The sequence below is a fragment of the Nitrospira moscoviensis genome, assembly GCF_001273775.1.
GTDB lineage: Bacteria > Nitrospirota > Nitrospiria > Nitrospirales > Nitrospiraceae > Nitrospira_D > Nitrospira_D moscoviensis.
Map to the genome: position 1 here is coordinate 3,026,589 of NZ_CP011801.1, position 16,566 is coordinate 3,043,154.

The 16,566-nt window shown below is 64.0% G+C and carries 10 protein-coding genes and 1 pseudogene; 8 read left to right on the top strand and 3 right to left on the bottom strand.

The features are described from left to right. Nucleotides 1–211: 211 nt before the first annotated feature. From NITMOv2_RS14785 to NITMOv2_RS14795, 3 genes are read left to right on the top strand one after another with little or no spacing between them, the layout of a single operon-like run. Nucleotides 212–1,813: a DHA2 family efflux MFS transporter permease subunit gene (locus NITMOv2_RS14785; protein ID WP_238590362.1), complete on the top strand. Its 1,602-nt coding sequence runs from the start codon at nucleotides 212–214 to the stop codon at nucleotides 1,811–1,813. Further along, nucleotides 1,810–3,318: an efflux transporter outer membrane subunit gene (locus NITMOv2_RS14790; RefSeq protein WP_053380604.1), complete on the top strand. Its 1,509-nt coding sequence runs from the start codon at nucleotides 1,810–1,812 to the stop codon at nucleotides 3,316–3,318. The genes NITMOv2_RS14785 and NITMOv2_RS14790 overlap by 4 nt, the downstream gene beginning before the upstream one ends. A gap of 4 nt (nucleotides 3,319–3,322) precedes the next feature. Then, nucleotides 3,323–4,825, top strand: coding sequence for an HlyD family secretion protein (locus tag NITMOv2_RS14795; protein ID WP_083448057.1), 1,503 nt, complete (start codon nucleotides 3,323–3,325; stop codon nucleotides 4,823–4,825). A 157-nt stretch (nucleotides 4,826–4,982) separates the two neighbouring features. Here the strand turns inward: NITMOv2_RS14795 and modA are convergent, their stop codons facing one another. Next, nucleotides 4,983–5,771: a molybdate ABC transporter substrate-binding protein gene (modA, locus tag NITMOv2_RS14800; RefSeq protein WP_187299228.1), complete on the bottom strand. Its 789-nt coding sequence runs from the start codon at nucleotides 5,769–5,771 to the stop codon at nucleotides 4,983–4,985. Between the two features lie 360 nt (nucleotides 5,772–6,131). On the opposite strand from modA, the pseudogene NITMOv2_RS25115 reads away from it, so the two are divergent. From NITMOv2_RS25115 to NITMOv2_RS14825, 5 genes and pseudogenes are all read left to right on the top strand, one after another. Beyond that, nucleotides 6,132–9,312: pseudogene (locus NITMOv2_RS25115) on the top strand (efflux RND transporter permease subunit). Next, a complete protein-coding gene (locus tag NITMOv2_RS14810) occupies nucleotides 9,309–10,544 on the top strand; it encodes an efflux RND transporter periplasmic adaptor subunit (RefSeq protein WP_083448059.1) in 1,236 nt (411 codons plus the stop codon). The pseudogene NITMOv2_RS25115 and the gene NITMOv2_RS14810 overlap by 4 nt, the downstream one beginning before the upstream one ends. 10 nt (nucleotides 10,545–10,554) lie before the next feature. After that, entirely contained in the window at nucleotides 10,555–12,168 is a 1,614-nt protein-coding gene (locus tag NITMOv2_RS14815) for an efflux transporter outer membrane subunit (protein WP_053380606.1), read from the top strand. A gap of 63 nt (nucleotides 12,169–12,231) precedes the next feature. Beyond that, a complete protein-coding gene (locus NITMOv2_RS14820) occupies nucleotides 12,232–14,163 on the top strand; it encodes an ATP-binding protein (RefSeq protein ID WP_053380607.1) in 1,932 nt (643 codons plus the stop codon). Further along, complete coding sequence (locus NITMOv2_RS14825; RefSeq protein ID WP_053380608.1) at nucleotides 14,160–15,551, top strand: sigma-54-dependent transcriptional regulator; 1,392 nt, start codon at nucleotides 14,160–14,162, stop codon at nucleotides 15,549–15,551. Before NITMOv2_RS14820 ends, NITMOv2_RS14825 begins: the two co-directional genes overlap by 4 nt. Before the next feature lie 86 nt (nucleotides 15,552–15,637). Here NITMOv2_RS14825 and NITMOv2_RS14830 read toward each other — a convergent pair whose 3' ends face one another. After that, a complete protein-coding gene (locus NITMOv2_RS14830) occupies nucleotides 15,638–15,955 on the bottom strand; it encodes a cupin domain-containing protein (protein ID WP_053380609.1) in 318 nt (105 codons plus the stop codon). 28 nt (nucleotides 15,956–15,983) lie between these two features. Further along, entirely contained in the window at nucleotides 15,984–16,421 is a 438-nt protein-coding gene (locus NITMOv2_RS14835) for a sll1863 family stress response protein (RefSeq protein ID WP_145976365.1), read from the bottom strand. Between the last annotated feature and the right edge of the window lie 145 nt (nucleotides 16,422–16,566).

The following is a 16,566-nucleotide window of genomic DNA, read 5'->3' on the forward strand; positions in this document are numbered from 1 at the left end:
CGTGTGGATCTATCGAACCCGCCCGTGGTAAGCCCGTCGAACCATGAGCGGGTTCGCACAACCCGCTCGGATGAAATCCACACGATCGAATCGCCGCCTCGGCCCTTGTGCTGAGATCACGCGACTTTTTGCAGCTGTCGCTTGCTGCCCCCGCTGGCCTCGAAGTTGCTGTGCTCGCTATCGAGATCACGACGGTTCGTTCCGATGAAGCATGATGGCGCTGGTCGATCACACACAGCCCCGCCTCCGTGGATGGCACTTCATCCTCTTCAACCTCGTCTTGGGTCTGGCCCACATGGTCGTGCTGTTCAACGCCGGCTCGTACGTGGCGCTGCTGCCGCACGCGGCGGGCGACTTGGGCGGCGTGCTGCCGAGCTTCGGCACGTGGGCACAGACGGATTTCATGATCGCCCTGGCCCTCGCCTTCCCCCTCGCGCGCTGGCTCTCCTGCCGCTATGGAGAGCAGCGCGTCTTTGTCGCCGCCTTTGTCGTCTATGCGGCGGCGTCGGCGCTCTGCGCGATCGACGGCAGCATCGCGGCCTTCGTGCCGGCCCGCATCCTGCTCGGCCTCGCCGGCGGCGTCACCTTGCCGCTGAGCCAATCCCTCTTGCTCCAGGAATATCCGGATCGTGTGAAGTCGTTGGGGCTGGCGATCTGGGGACTCTTTACGCTGATGCCCTTTACGGTGGGGCTGGGGGCGGGCGGCTGGCTCGCGGACCATTGGGGCTGGCGCGCGCTGTTCTATCTCAACATTCCCGTGGCCTTGCTCATCGCCGCGCTAACCGCCGCCCTGCTCCATGGACGAAGTCATGTGGTCCGCTGCGAGCGGTTCGATCTGGTGGGATTCCTCCTGCTCGCCGTGATCTTCGGCGGCCTTCAGACGATGTTGAACGAAGGCAACGACTACGATTGGTTCGACGATCCGTTCTTGCGCGGCATGTTGGTGCTCGTCATCGTGGCGGTCCCCGTCTGGATAGTCTGGGAGCTCGGGGAGCGCCGGCCGGCGGTGGATCTCCGGCTGTTCGCGCATCGCAATTTCGCGGTCGGCTTGCTCTGCCTCGGGTTGGGCTTTCTGTCGATTCAAGGCTTGCTCGCCCTCTTCGTCGTGCAACTGCAGGTGTTGATGGGCTACTCCTCGGAGCTGGCCGGCCTGGTGTTCGTACCCATGATGCTGTTGGGCCTGCCGACGATCGCCGTCATGCATGACGTGGCGAAGCGGTTGGACGTCCGGTGGCTGGCCTGCGTGAACGGATTGGGGTTCGCCGCCACATTCTATTGGATCGGCCTCTTCGACGATCCGCACTCCTACGATCAGATTTTTTGGCCGATGGTGCTGGAAGGCGTCTTCCTCGGCTCGTTCTTCACGCCGTTGACCGTGCTGACGCTGCACGGCCTCTCCGGCGAGCAGATGCTCCGCGCGGCGGAGGCGGCGAACATCTTTCGCATCGCGGCGGGCGCGCTGGGCATTTCATGGCAGGGCGTCGTGGTCTTCAGGCGCATGCCGTTTCATCACCTGCAACTGAGCGACCATTTCGGCGGGCGCATGTCGGCGTCGTATGACGCGCTCCACCAGCTGACGTCCAAGCTCCAGGCGCTCGGCTTCGATCCCGCCATGATCCAGCGCCAGCTGCAACTGGCGATCAAACAGGAAGCCGGCATCCTCGCCTTGAACGACGCCTTTCTCCTGTCGAGCGCGCTCTGCATGGTCCTCGCGGTACTCGTCTGGTTCGCGCACTCCAGCCGCGTGCCGGCGCTCAAGCCGGCGGAAGCAGTGCGCGAGCTGCAGGCGGAGGAGCTGATGGAGCAGCCATGACCGTACGGTTCTCCAGGATTGTCCGGCGCATTGCGAGCCTGCTCCTGTCGAGCGTGGTGGCGGCAGCCGGCTGCGCCTGGATCCCCCAAGGCGATCCGCCGGCTGTTTATTTGGAGCCGCCGGAGCTGAAAGAAACGCTCGCGGAAGTGACCAGCCGGCTGCAGCAGTGGCCGGAGGACCGCTGGTGGGAACAATTCAACAACGGCGAGATCAACCAACTCATGGAGGCGGCGCTCCGCGACAATCCGGGACTCAAGGTGGCCTCGGCCCGCTTGCGGGAAGCGCAGGGGCTGGTGCGCGTGGAAGGCGCGCGGCTCCTGCCCTTCCTGGAAGCCGATGCGTCGCTCACCTACGAGCGGATTTCGCAACACGGCGTGTTCGCGGCGTTGAATCCCGAAGTCGCCGGCGCCCGCATTCTGTTGGGCATCATCAATCCGCTCAGTTTTCGATACGAGTTCGACTTCTGGGGCAAGAACCGCGCGACCCTGGAAGCAGCCTTGGGACAAGCGGCAGCGGAAGAAGCGGAACGGGCCGAAGTCCGGCTCCGGTTGACCACCGGCATCGCCCGCGCCTACTTCCGTGGACAGGCGCTGCACCGGCAGTTGGAATTGGTCCGGGCCATCGTGGACCTGCGCAAGCGTCTCCGCCGGCTTGCGGAAACTCGCTACGCGCTCGGACTGGACAACGACCTCGCCGTGAAACAAGCGATCGCCGACTATGAAGCGGCCGTCACACGCTGCGCCGGCGTCCGCGATCAGTTGGACGTCCAGCGCCACCTGCTCGCTCGGCTCATCGGCAAGGGACCCGATGACGCCCGGCATCTGTTCGAACAGTCGGCTCCGGTCATTCCCGAACAGGCACCGGTTCCGGAGCACCTGTCGATCGGGTTGCTGGTCCACCGGCCCGATCTGGCCGCCGCGCTGTACCGGGCCGACTCGGCCGCGCGGATGGTCAAAGTCGCGAAGACGCAGTTTTATCCCACGATCGATTTGACGGCCTTCGTCGGCTTCAATGCGCTGACGCTGACGAATGGCGCCGACAAGCTGGCGAATTTTCTGTTCTCCGGGCAAAGCTTTTCCTACGGCGTCGCGCCCGGCTTTCGCTTGCCGATCTTCGAAGGCGGCCGCTTGCGGGGCGAATTGGCGGTGCATCGGGCGGAGTACGATGCCGCGGTGGAGTTGTATAACGACACCCTGCTCGGCGCCCTGCGGGAAGTCGCCGACAGCTTGAGCGCCTGGCAGGCCACGCGGGACATGCTGGAGTCGCATCACCGCCTCGTCGCCTCGCTCACCGAGGACTGGCGCCTGGCGAACGTGCGGCTGGTGTCCGGTCTGGATGACGACCGGGAAGTGCTGCGCCATCGCTATCCGGTGCTGGAGCAGGAATATGCCCTGCGGGCTCTGGAGAGCGACCAGTTGGTAGCGGCCGTGGATCTGATCGAAGCCTTGGGCGGCGGGTACCACAATCCCGACATCGCGAAGCGGCCGGCGCAGCCGGCGAGTTGACGTCATGAGCACCACCCATTCCGTCCCCCCTCCGGCGCCCCATCTGTACGAAGAATCGCTGCATGCCCAGCGCAATCGGCGCCTCTTGCTCGTGGCCCTCGTGCTGGCCCTCGCCGGCTTGGCGTACGGCGTCTATTGGTGGACGACGGCACGGTATTGGATTCAGACCGACAATGCCTATGTCACCGGCAACCTCGTGCCGGTCGCGGCGCAGGCCAGCGGCATCATCACGCAGGTCCTGTTCGAGGAAACGCAATTCGTGAACCGGGGCGATGTGATGATCCGTCTGGACGAGCATGAAGCCTATGCGGCGTTGGGTCGCGCGCGGGGCCGGCTGGGCGACACGGTCCGCCGGATCAACTCGCTGTTCTTCACGCAGCGCCAACTGGCGGAAAAATTGGCCGCCCGCCGGGCCCGGCTGGACGTGATCCGGCATGACGTGGACCGCTATCGCCGCGCGGCGCCGAGCGGGGCCGTCTCGAAGCAGATCTTACAGAACGCGCTCGATCAGTTGCAGGCGCTGGACGCCGACGTGCGGGAGACGCAGGCCGAATATGACGCGCTCGACGCGCAGATCGGCGGCACCACGGTCATGGAACACCCGGCCGTCGAGCTGGCGAAGCACGAGTTCATCAACGCGCATCTCGAATACGCGCGGCAGCAGATCCGCGCCCCGGTGTCCGGCTACGTCGCCAAACGCAAGGCGCAAGTCGGCGACCGGGTGAAGCCGGGCACGAATCTCATGACGATCGTCCCGCTGGACCATCTGTGGGTGGAAGCCAACTTGCGGGAGACCGAATTGCGCGACATCCGGCCCGGACAACCGGCCGAAGTGCGCGTGGATCTCTACGGCGACAGACATACGTTTCACGGCACGGTGGAAGGCCTCGTGCCGGGCACCGGCAGCCCCTTTGCCCTGCTGCCGCCCGACAATTCCACGGGCAACTTCATCCACATCACCGAGCGGGTCCCCGTCCGCATCGCGCTCGCCGCAGACGAAATCCGCGAGCATCCGATCAGGCCGGGCCTCTCGACCGTCACGAAGATCCGCGTCAGCGACGCAGGCAATTCGGTCTGGACGTCTCTCGCCAAAGCCGACACCGAGGAGTATCACACGGACGTCTACGGAGACGAGTTGACCAGCGCGGAACTGCTGGCGCAGGGCGTCATCGCCGGGAACGTACGCGTCACAGGCCAGGGTCTGAACGTGGCCGCCGGCCGCCCGGTTGGATTGGATTCCACGGCGCCCCACGATCCGACGACGCTCTCGGACCTCGGTCGTTCGGCAGATGGATTGTATGAGGGACCGCGCCGCTCCCCACCTGACGTAGAACCGCACTCCTCTGTCCCGCCCAGAAGCCCGGATCTGGGCGAGGCTTTCTTTCCCCTCTCCCCCTCGATCGGCCCGGGGTCGGACCGCTTGGGTCCGGCCGCCGGTCCGCCGCCCGCCGTTCCCGAGCCGCTCGATCGACGGCGATCCGGAGAAAGGAATCTCACGGATCGATGACCGGATGGAACGGTAGGGATCACAAGAGAACCGATGTCGGGATCAGCGGCACCGGCCAGCGGGGCAGACGTGAGATCATAAAAGGCGGCCGCCGCCAAGGCGGCGTTCAGAAGAGAAGACCCGGAGGGAGGGTGGTCTCGACGTCGCGCTGCCGTTCTTAACCCGTCACGGCGTGGGACAGCACCGGATCGAACCCGTACTGGATCATGAGTTTTTGGATGCGGGGGCTCGTGACGAAATCGAGAAACTTGGCCGCGATCTGAAGGGACTCCGGCCGGCAGGTCGAGACGACCGCTCCGGCGAACTGAACCGGCGCATACGTCCCGGTCGGGATCTCGTCGATGATCCGCACGCCTCCGTTGTTGATCGCATCGACGCGATACAAAACGCCCACGTCGGCTTTGCCGGTCCGGATGAGATCCACGACCTCCCCGCCGTGCGGTCCATACGTCAGCCGGGCATGCTTTCGGTAGCTCGGATCGAACTTGGCAAACACCCGGGCCGTAATGTCGCCGAGCGCCGAGGTGGTCGGGTCGCCGAGCGCGATACGGACCGAGCCGTTCGGCAATACATCGGAAAACGAGACCGCTAAAGCTGACGAGGCGGCCGACATGACCAGCACGAGAGACGTTTCCGCATAGACCCGCGGTTTGCCGCTGAGCACCAGGCCTTTGTCCTGGAGCTTCCTGAGTTCCTCGACCGAGGCCGGGAGAAACAGGTCGATCGGCGCCCCGCCTTCGATTCGCCGGCGCTGCGTCTGAGACGGGCCATATTCGACGCGGACGGCCGCGCCATATTCCTTCTCGAACATCGGCACGATGTGCTGAAAGACCGCCTTCAAACTCGGAGCCGCGGCGACGGTCAAAGTTTCCGTTTGAGCATACGCTCCGGGGGCCGCGAAGGCCGCCACTGCACCCGCGAACAATGCTGCTGCACTCAATTTCACACATCGCTCCATCGTCATTGCTCTCCTCATGTTCTAGGGCTGGCGGCCTTGGGAAATGGAAGAACAGCAAGACCGATACCCGGGCGGTCTCTCATGGATACGGTGCAAACAACGGGGCTTCGCGAACCTTCGGCTATGGGCCAGCGGTCAAACTGTGAGTTTTCGCACATGACGCTCAGTGCGAAAGTCAAAGACCCCGAGAATCGCCGGCGCCTCGAGGCTGCCGTGGTTATCCCTGGTTCATTGCCGCGGTAATCCTCGGGTTCACTTTTAGAGGGGAAGATCGTCTTATTTTCTTGTCTGCAAGGGACACAACGAGTTGGCAAGGGATTTGCTCGCTTCGCTTATCGGGATCAGTGCATGAATCAGATCGTCCTCATCGCCCTCCGCCGCCCTTACACGTTCGTCGTGATGTCGATCCTCATCGTGCTGTTCGGGGGGCTCACGATCCTCCACATGCCGACCGACGTGTTTCCGAATATCACGATTCCCGTCACCTCCGTCGTCTGGATCTATTCCGGCCTGCTGCCGCAGCAGGTGGAAGGGCGCATCACCTATCTGTTCGAGCGCTTTTTGACCTCGACGGTGGAAGGCATCAAGTACATCCACAGCCATTCCTACTATGGGAGCAGCATCACCAACATTTTTCTCCAGGACAATGTGGATGTGGGCCGGGCCGAAGCGGATATCGTGGGCATCGCGCAGAACGTCGTGAAGGCGCTGCCGCCGGATATTTCGCCTCCGATGGTCATGCGGCTCGCGCCCTCCTCCATCCCGGTGGCCATGCTCCAAATCAGCGCCGACCACATGACGCCCGCGGAGCTCTACAACCTCGCCTACATGCGCATCCGCCCCCTGCTGGTGACGGTCCCGGGGATCGTGCTGCCGCACCCCTATGGGGGCCAGGACATGCAGGTCATGGTCAACCTCGATCAGCAGAAGTTGCTCGCGCGCCGCCTCACGCCCAAGGACGTTCACGATACCCTCATGAAGCAGTATCTCGTGCTGCCGTCCGGTGACATCAAGATCAAGCAGACCGACTGGATCGTGCAAACGAACGCGTCGCCGCCCAAGATCGAGGACTTCGCCAACATCCCGATCAAGCGGGAAGGGAACGCGTTCGTGTACCTGCGCGACGTGGCGACGGTGCGTTTGATGGGCCGGGTGCAGCAGAACGCCGTGCTGGTGAAGGGCAAACAGACCGTCATCATCGTCGCGATGAAGAGCACCGAGGCCTCGACCCTGGACGTGGTCAACGGCATCAAGAAGATGATCCCGCGCGCCAAAGCAGTCTCCCCGGAGGGCGTGGAAATCAAGCTCCTCGACGACGCCTCGACCTTCGTCAAAGATTCGATCTCGGACGTGGTGCACGAAATGGCGACCGCCGGCGCGCTGGTCGGGCTCATCGTGCTCCTGCTCCTCGGTTCCTGGCGGGCGACCGTCATCGTCTGGACCTCCATCCCGCTGTCCATCCTGACCGCCATCATCGGCCTGCATTGGCTGGGGGAGACGATCAACGTCATGACCTTGGGGGGACTGGCGCTGGCGGTCGGCATTCTGGTCGACGATGCGACGGTGATGATCGAGAATATCGACCGCCATCTCGACATGGGCAAACCGCTCGAACAGGCGATCATCGACGCGGCCAATCAGATCGTCGTCCCGACGCTCGTCGCCACCCTCTGCATCGCGATCGTCTGGCTCCCGCTCTTCGAGCTCGGCGGCGTCGCGGGGTATCTGTTCAAGCCCATGGCGGAGGCGATCATTATCGCGATGCTTGCGTCCTTCATCCTCTCGCGCACGCTCGTCCCGACCATGGCGAAATATATGCTGAAGAGTCACCATGCCGCAGCCGCATGACAGCCGGGGAGAGGCCGGCGCGAGCCCGTCGCGGAACCCCTTCGTCCGCTTTCAGAAAGCGTTCGAGCGGCGCTTCGATCGCTTTCGCGAGCGCTACGGCGCGCTGCTCGAACAGGCGATCGCCCGCCGCCGCGCCTTCGTCTCGGTCTCTCTGGCGATCGCGGTGGCCTCCCTCTCCCTGTTCTTCTTCCTCGGCCGCGATTACTTCCCGGAAATCCGATCGAACGTCATTCAGATGCACATGCGGGCGCCGCTCGGCACGCGCATCGAGGTATCGGGGCGCATCGCCACGCTCGTCTCCAATTCCGTTGAGGAGTTGCTGCCCGGCCAGGTCGAACACATCGTGAGTAACTGCGGCCTGCCGGTCGGACCGCACAACCTCGCCTTCATCCCGACGCCGACGATCGGCTCGCAGGATTGCGATCTGACGATCCTCTTGAAGAACGAAAAGTCGCCGGTCTGGGAATACCGGCGTATTCTGCGGAAAGGTTTGAAGGAGCGTTATCCGGGCACCGAGTTCACGTTCCAGCCGTCCGATCTGACGGCGAAGATTCTCAATTTCGGCGCGCCGGCGCCGATCGATGTGCAGGTCAACGGTCCAGAGATGTCTCCCAACTACGAGTTCGCCCGCAAACTGGCGGGCAAGTTCCGCGAGATCCCCGGGGCCGCGGACGTGGTGATCCAGCAGACGATGCGCACGCCGACTCTCCTGGTCGAAGGCGACCGCACGTTCGGACTCGGGGTGAACAAAACGCTGAAGGACATGGCCGACAATCTGCTCATGACGACCGCCGGGAGCCAGCAGGTGGACCAGATCTATTGGCTCGACCCCTCGACCGGCATGTCGTACCTGATCAACGTCTACACGCCGCAACCGCAAGTGAACAGCGTGAATACCCTCAAGACCGTTCCGGTCGACTCCTCGGACAGCCCGTCCACCGACGGCGACGTGCAGCTGCTGGGAAACCTGGCCGACATGACGCCGGAGGGCACGCCGGGCGTCATCACACACGGGAACATCATGCCGCTGTTCAACATCTATGTCTCGGCCGAAGGACGCGATCTCGGCGGGGTGCTGGCCGAGGTCCAGAAGATCACCCGGAACCTGACATCCGAGAAGCCGCGCAGCGCGGAGGTCGAAATCCATGGCCAGGCCTCCCTGATGTACGACGCCTATGCCGAGCTGATCTTCGGATTGCTGGCCGCGGTCGCGCTGGTCTATCTGCTGATCGTCGTCAACTTTCAATCGTGGCTGGACCCGTTCATCATCATCACGGCCCTGCCCGGCGCATTGGCGGGCATCGCCTGGTCGTTGTTCCTGACCCATACGAGGCTGTCGGAGCCGGCATTGACGGGGGCCATCATGACGATGGGCACCGGGACGGCCAATTCGATCCTCGTCGTGTCCTATGCCCGCGAACGGCTGCACGAGCACGGCGACGCGCTGCGGGCCGCCATCGAAGCCGGAACGACCCGCTTCCGTCCGGTGCTCATGACCGCCTCGGCCATGATCATCGGGATGGTACCCATGGCGACCGGCTATTCCCAGAATGCGCCCCTGGGCCGCGCCGTCATCGGCGGCCTCCTCGTCGCGACCCTCTTCACCCTGTTTTTCGTGCCCTGCGTGTACGCCATCGTCTACGGCCGGCGAGCCGCGCGGCACAAGGAACCGGCCTCATGATGACACGCATCGCGGGCAGACACATCGCCTTGTCGGTCATTGTCCTGCTCGTCGTGTATCTGGGCTATCGCGTCTACGAAAGCAGAAGCGATGCCGCGTCGCTGCGCGAGCAGACGCTTGAAGATGCCGTGCCCACCGTGGCCGTCGTCTACCCAAAGCCGGTGCCCGCGACCGAGACGATCACGCTGCCCGGCAATATCGTCGGCTGGTACGAGGCGCCGATCTACGCGCGCGTCACCGGCTACGTGAAGATGTGGTACAAGGACTACGGCGCGCTGGTGCAGAAAGGGGATGTCCTGGCCGAAATCAACGCGCCGGATCTCGACGCGGAATATAACCAGGCCAAGGCGGATCTGGAATCGGAGCGCGCCAAGTATCGGCTCGCCGAGGTGACGGCGAAGCGCTGGGCGGCGCTGCGCCCCAATCATGCGGTCTCCGAGCAGTCGATCACCGTGCAGGAGCAGAACCTGAAAGTCCAAGCCGCAGTGGTGAGCGCGGCGGAGCAAAAGGTCCGGAACATCGAGGCGTTCATCAAGTTCAAGACGATCGTCGCCCCTTTCGACGGCGTGGTCACCCAGCGGAACATCAACGTGGGCGACCTGGTCAGCAAAGAAGGGAACCTGGCCACCCCGAGCGCGAAAACCAACCTCTTCACCGTGGCCGACGTCCACGTCATGCGGCTCTTCGTAAACGTGCCGGCGGCGTTCGGCCCCTTCCTCCAGCCCGGCTTGGCCGCCGAGGTGACGGTCCCGCAGTTGCCCGACCGCCGCTTCACCGCCAAATTCCTGACCGTCGCGAAAGGATTCGACGTGAGCACGCGGACGGCGGTGACCGAGTTCACTATCGACAATGAAGACCACGCCCTCTGGCCCGGCTCCTACGCCGAGGTCCGCCTCACGGCGCCGGTCGATCGGCAAGCCTTCACGATGCCCTCCACCGCGCTGGTGTTCCAGGAGCACGGCACGCAAGCGGCCGTCGTGACGGAGGGCGACCGCGTCCACTTGAAACCCATCACCGTGAGCAAACTCATGGACCAGGTTGTCGAAGTGTCGGAGGGGCTCGCCGCGGGCGACCGCATCATCAACAATCCGAGCGCCGCGCTGCTCGAAGGGGACCCGGTGCGGGTCGTCACACCGGCGCCCGGCTACGACCTCGTCAATACCGAACCGCCGGAGCCGAAGGCGGAGCCGACCGCGCAACCGGTCCTGCCGTCGTCTTCGGCGTCGCCATGACGGGCGGCGCATGAGACCAGAGCTGTCATCCCGTTCGCCTCGCTGGCGCGGCGGCCTGCTCCTCCTGGCCCTCGCCCTGCCGGCCTGCGGCACCGATTGGTTGCCGCACGCGGATCTGGCGCCTGTCTATCATCCGGCTGAATTCGTCGTCCCCGCATCGTGGAAAGGTGCCAGTCCCTTCGTCGAAGCCGATCCGGCGGACGACGAGCTGCGGCCGGATTGGTGGAAGCTGTACAACGACCCTATGCTCGACACCCTCATCGAACAAGCGATGGCGACCAATCCGGACTTGCAGGCCGCCGCCGAGCGGTTCGTCCAGGCCCGCGACGTGATGATGCAGGTCCGCTCGCAACGGATCCCGCAGGTCGGCCTCGGCGGGAAAGCGACGGACAGCCACCTGCACATCAATCCCGACATCTACGACCCTGAGACGCCGTTGACCGGCCCCGTGGCGGCCGGTGGCGGTATCGCGTCCTGGGAGCCTGATTTCTGGTCGGCGATCCGCAACGCCACGCGCGTCGAAACTTATCGCGCCCAGGAGCGGGCCGCCGATTGGGGGCTCGCGCGCCTCAGTCTTCAGGCGGAGATCGCCTCCGACTATTTCACGCTGCGCGGGTACGACGCGCAGGCCGCGATCTATCAGCACTCGATCGATCTCTATAAGCGATCGCTCGCCCTCGTCAACGCCCAGTTCGCCGGCGCCATCGCCTCGGCGCTCGACGTCGCCCGCGTCGAATCCCTCCTGTACAGCACCGAGACAAAATACGCGCAGATCCAAGGCCAGCGCCAGATCACCGAACAGGCGCTCGCCATTCTCGTCAATATGGCCCCCGCCAGTTTCACGATCGAGCCGGTGGATGAGCTGCGCGTCGTGAAGTTCGCGGCCCCGGCGAGCCTTCCTTCCAGACTGCTGGAACGGCGGCCGGACATCGCCGCGATGGAGCGCCGGATGGCGGAGGCCAACCGCGCCATCGGCATCGCCCGCGCCGCCTTCTTTCCCGACGTGCGGTTCCGAGCCGATGGAGGCATCCTCGACGTCGGTTTCAACGCCGTCGAAATCGCCAAGTTCGTCACCGGGTTCTGGTCCTATGGCTCCTTGGTGTCGGTGCCGGCCTTCCAGGGCGGGTATCGCCGCGCCCAACTCCAGAAGTCCTGGTCGGCATACCGGGAAACCGAAGACCGTTACCGCTCCACAGTGCTCAACGCCTTCCGTGAGGTTGAGAACAATTTGAGCCTCACCAACCGGTTGACGGTCGCGGCCGGCCGGCAGGACGCCGCCGTGGGGGCGAACCTCAAGGCACAAAATCTGACGACGGAACTCTATCAGGGCGGCCTGGCGTCCAGCCTGGAGCTGATTTTCGCGCAGGTCAACACCCTGACGGCGCGCATCGACGCCGTGCAGATCAAGACCGAGCTCATGCGGGCCTCCGTGGCGCTCATCCGCGCGCTCGGCGGAGGCTGGGACCGCCGGCAATTGCCGAAGGACGAGCAGATCCAGCCCTTCGGCACGTTCCAGTACGTCGATCTCGACAAACCGCCGCCGGCCGGGGGCATCGACGTCAATGCGGACAATAACTGGCTGCATAACGATCTGACCAAGTTCTCCGTTCCCGGACGGCGGTGATCCGCGAGCGACCGTTTGACTCCGTGTCGGTCGCGCCACTACGATGAGCAGGCGAGGTTGTCGATGCGCCGTCTCCTCCAATTGTTCAACGATCTTCCGATCGCCAGGAAACTCCTTCTGACGGCGCTGATTCCCTTGGCCGCCTTCCTCGTCCTGGCGGTGCAGACCTATCGCAGTCTCGAAACCTTGACGGAACACGAAGAAGAGTTGGATCGCGTCTACGTGACGCAACGGACTGCGGCGGAATATATGCGGTTGGTCGTGGACTACGAGACCGGCTTCCGCGGCTATGTCCTGACCGGCCAGGACACGTATCTGGAGCCGTCGAAGAACGCGCACCAGCACCTACCTTCAATCGAGCACGCCCTCATCACGCTGACCCGCCCCCACCAGGCGCAGTATGAAGCCGTGCTGGCAGCCCAGCGTTTGGTCAAGCAGATGCTGGACGAAAAAGGCGCGCTGATCCAGTCGGTCAAGCACGGGCAGCGTGCCGAAGCGCTGGAGTACATCGAACAGGGCCGGGGGCAGTCGCTGATGCGGCGCGTGCGCGGCCATATGGCGCGCTTTGACCGGCTCGAGCAGAGCGCGCTCAATGACGCGCTCGCGAACATGGGCCGGGCGCGCAACGCCATGGTGAAGCAGACGCTCGTCGGCATGGCGCTGGTGTTCGTGCTGATCGTGTTCGCGCTGCAGTTGATCGCCCGCTCCATCACCGGTCCCTTGGTCGGCTTGGCCAAATCCGTGCGATCCTCCGACGGCATCGTCCCGGCCGATATCCCGGTGCTCGCCCGGCGGGACGAGCTGGGCGAATTGACCCGCGTCATGAGCCAGATGAGCCGGCAGGCGCGCCGGTATCTCGACGATGTCCGGAAGACCGAGGCGGACTTGCGGGCCCTGAACGACGATCTGGCGGCGTCCGAAGCGAAGTACCGCAGCATCGTCGATCATGCGCCCTTCGGCATCTTTACGACCAGCGGGATGCGCGTCACCTTCAGCAACCGGTATGACCGGGTCCTGGCCGGCCTGAATCCCGATGAAGCCGGCGAGCCGGAAGATTTTCGCCGCATGATCCATCCGGAAGACCGCGAGCGCGTGCTCCGGGAATATGCGGCGGCGGTCGCCGACGATAAACCTTACGAGACGATCTTCCGGTTCGTGCGGCCCGATGGCACGGTCCGCAAGGTGCTGAGCCGGCGCATTCCCATCCGGGACGAAGCGGGCCGGACCACGATGTACCAGGGATTCAATATCGACATCACGGCGCTCGACGCCATGCAAGTGCAGCTGAGCCGGGCGGAACGGCTGGCGACCCTGGGCCAGGTCGCCGCCGGCATCGCGCATGAGCTCAGGAATCCCCTCGTCGGCATCGGCTCCACGGCCGCTCTGCTGCGCGACGAGATCGATCCCGCCGACGGCAAGCGCGCCGATCTCGACATCATTTTGAACGAGACGCGGCGCCTCGACCGCATCGTCAACCAAATCATCGATTACGCGCGGCCGCGGGACGTGTTGCCGTCCACCTGGACGGTGGGCGACGTGATCGAGGAGGTGCTGAAGCTGCTCGACACGCGGATCGTCGCGCAGCGGATCGCGGTGGGCCGCCCGCCGTCCCCGGCGCTCGTGGTCCAGGCGGACCGGGACCAGATCAAGCAGGTGCTGCTCAACTTGTGCCAGAACGCGTTGGACGCCATGCCGGAGGGCGGCGAGCTCAAGCTCACCGCGACGGCCACGCGGCAGGGCGACATCCCGGGGGTGTCCATGGACGTCGCGGACAACGGGTCCGGCATCGATCCGAAAGACCTGCCGCACGTGTTCCAGCCGTTCTTCACCGTTCGCAAACGGCAGGGCACCGGCCTGGGGCTGGCCATCTGCCGGAATATCGTGGAGGCGCACGGCGGCGACATTTCGCTGACGAGCGAGCCGGGGCGCGGGACAACGGCCAAGCTCTGGCTTCCGCAGGGAGCGTCGCCGGGCGGCGCGAGGCCGATCGTATGAACGCCACGATCTTTGTGACCGACGATGAGCCGGCGATCCGATCCGCGTTGGTGAAGCGCCTGTCCCGCCGCCAGCATCGCGTGACGGCCTTCGAATCCGGCGACCTGCTGGCCAAGGCGCTGGATCACGACGTGCCGGATCTCGTGCTGCTCGACTTGAAGATGCCGGGGCTGTCCGGTTTGGACGCCTTGAAAGTCTGCCGAGCCAAGGCTCCCTTCGCGCTCGTCATCATGCTCACCGCGTATGGAACGGTGCAGGACGCCGTCGAAGCGATGAAGCTCGGCGCCTATGACTTCGTCATCAAGACGGTCGATCTCGACGGATTGGAACAGGTGCTGGACCGCGCCTTGGAGCTCCTGACGCTCCGTCGGCGCGTGACCTATCAGGCCGAGCGCGACCTGCATCAGTACGACATCAACCATGTGATCGCCGACAGTCCGGCGATGCAGGGGCTCTTGGCGCAGATCCGCGAAGTCGCGCAGAATCCCAAGAGCACCGTCCTGCTGCTCGGAGAAACGGGCACCGGGAAAGAATTCGTCGCCCGCGTGCTGCACCACAACGGCGGCCGCGCGGTCGGACCGTTCATCGGCGTCAATTGCACCGCCATCCCCCGGGATCTGTTCGAAAGCGAGCTTTTCGGCTATGAGCGCGGCGCCTTCACGGGCGCGCATCAGCGGAAGCTGGGCCTGCTCGACCGCGCGGAAGGCGGCACATTGTTTCTGGACGAAATCGGCGATCTCGATCTGGGGATGCAGGCCAAACTCTTGCGGGTGCTGCAGGAACGCACATTCCGCCGATTGGGCGGCACCGCGGACATCGCGGTGGATTTCCGCCTGATCGCCGCCACGAATCAGGATCTGAAGAAACACATCGCCGCCGGATTGTTCCGCGAAGACCTCTTCTTCCGGCTCAACGTCGTCGCGCTTGAGCTGCCTCCCTTGAGGCAGAGGATGGAAGACATTCTCCCGCTCTGCATGAAAGCCCTGCTTCACTATGGGAAGGAGTTCGGCAAAGACGTCACCGACATCGATCCGGACGCCAGGGCTCTGTTGGAGCGGTACCACTATCCCGGCAACATCCGCGAGCTGCAGAACATCATCGAGCGGGCCATGATCTTCTGCCAGGGGCGGACGCTCACGGCCGGCCATCTCCCGCGTGAATTGCACGACCAGGCCAAACAGCCGGCCACCTCGGTCACGCAAGGAGCGGAGCAGCGCATCCGCGTCGAGATGGAGCTCGGCAAACACACGCTGGGGGAAATCGAAGACTCGATCATCGAAGAGACGCTGCGGCTGGCGGATTACAACAAAAGCCTGGCGGCGAAGCAGCTCGGCCTCACACGCTTCGCGCTGGACCGGCGGCTGAAGAAGATCAGTAAAGACGAGTGATGAGTGATCGGTGATGCGTGATGAGCCGGAACAACGGGCGGCGGTACTCCCCCTGATCACTCATCACCCATCACTGATCACCTTCCTTATGGATTCGGCGCGACGAAGACCAACACTTTGAGCCGCTGGTTCGTATGATTCTTCACTCCGTGCTCCTCGCCGGCCGGCGCCATGGTGCCTTGACCCGGTCCTAACACCTGTTTCTCCGCCCCCACCTGAAACGTGCCCTGCCCCTCCAAGACGAGGTAGACCTTGTCCTGCTCGCCGTGGATATGGCCCTTCTGCTCCTGTCCCGGCTCGAAACAGTAGACGTCGCAGAAAAACCGCTCGGTTTGAAAGATATTGTTCTTCTTCATCTTTTCAGAGCTAAACTGCTGATATTCCGAGAGACTGATAATTTTCATCGGCACGATCTCCTTGTGAGAACGGAACTTACGGCAAGCGGGACAAGGCTTTCTGATAGGACTCTTTGAGCTCATCCAGCGCTGAATTGACGCCGGATTTCACCTCCGTCCACTTCGTATCCGTGGCGGAGCGCAGTTCATCCAGCTTGTTCTTGGCGGCGTCCTTCTTCTTCTCCAGCTCGGCGATCGATTTCTGCAATTCGGCCCGCGCGGCGGTCGAGGCTTCGCTCACCTTGCCCTTTAGCGCGATGATCTGCTTTTGAAGCGCGGCCAGCTCTTCATGCGCTTTCCGCTGAAACGCTTCTTTCTGCTGGGCCGTGTATTCCTTCGTCGCCTCGACGGCCTCGCGCGTCTCTTTCGTGATCTTTTCCGTGCCGGACGGCTGATCGGCCGCCGCCTCCAGAGCGGCAAGCCCGGCAACCGATGCCGCAAGGAGCGCTGCCGCCCATCTCCTGTTCATGCTCATGTGTAACCCCTTGTTCATCCGAGTCGTCATCCGCCAACGAGGCACGAGTATAGCAGGCTGTTGAAAAAGTCCGCCAGCGGCGTTCTCCCGGCGCTCAGAGGCTCAACGTACAGAGCAAAGTACGCCTCGCCTCTTCGCTCGGTGC

Excerpts from the sequence above, each read along its gene's own strand:
- NITMOv2_RS14785 (WP_238590362.1), top strand. The coding sequence starts at position 212 with ATGATGGCGCTGGTCGATCACACACAGCCCCGCCTCCGTGGATGGCAC.
- NITMOv2_RS14790 (WP_053380604.1), top strand. The coding sequence starts at position 1,810 with ATGACCGTACGGTTCTCCAGGATTGTCCGGCGCATTGCGAGCCTGCTC.
- NITMOv2_RS14795 (WP_083448057.1), top strand. The coding sequence starts at position 3,323 with ATGAGCACCACCCATTCCGTCCCCCCTCCGGCGCCCCATCTGTACGAA.
- NITMOv2_RS14810 (WP_083448059.1), top strand. The coding sequence starts at position 9,309 with ATGATGACACGCATCGCGGGCAGACACATCGCCTTGTCGGTCATTGTC.
- NITMOv2_RS14815 (WP_053380606.1), top strand. The coding sequence starts at position 10,555 with ATGAGACCAGAGCTGTCATCCCGTTCGCCTCGCTGGCGCGGCGGCCTG.
- NITMOv2_RS14820 (WP_053380607.1), top strand. The coding sequence starts at position 12,232 with ATGCGCCGTCTCCTCCAATTGTTCAACGATCTTCCGATCGCCAGGAAA.
- NITMOv2_RS14825 (WP_053380608.1), top strand. The coding sequence starts at position 14,160 with ATGAACGCCACGATCTTTGTGACCGACGATGAGCCGGCGATCCGATCC.
- NITMOv2_RS14830 (WP_053380609.1), bottom strand. The coding sequence starts at position 15,955 with ATGAAAATTATCAGTCTCTCGGAATATCAGCAGTTTAGCTCTGAAAAG.
- NITMOv2_RS14835 (WP_145976365.1), bottom strand. The coding sequence starts at position 16,421 with ATGAGCATGAACAGGAGATGGGCGGCAGCGCTCCTTGCGGCATCGGTT.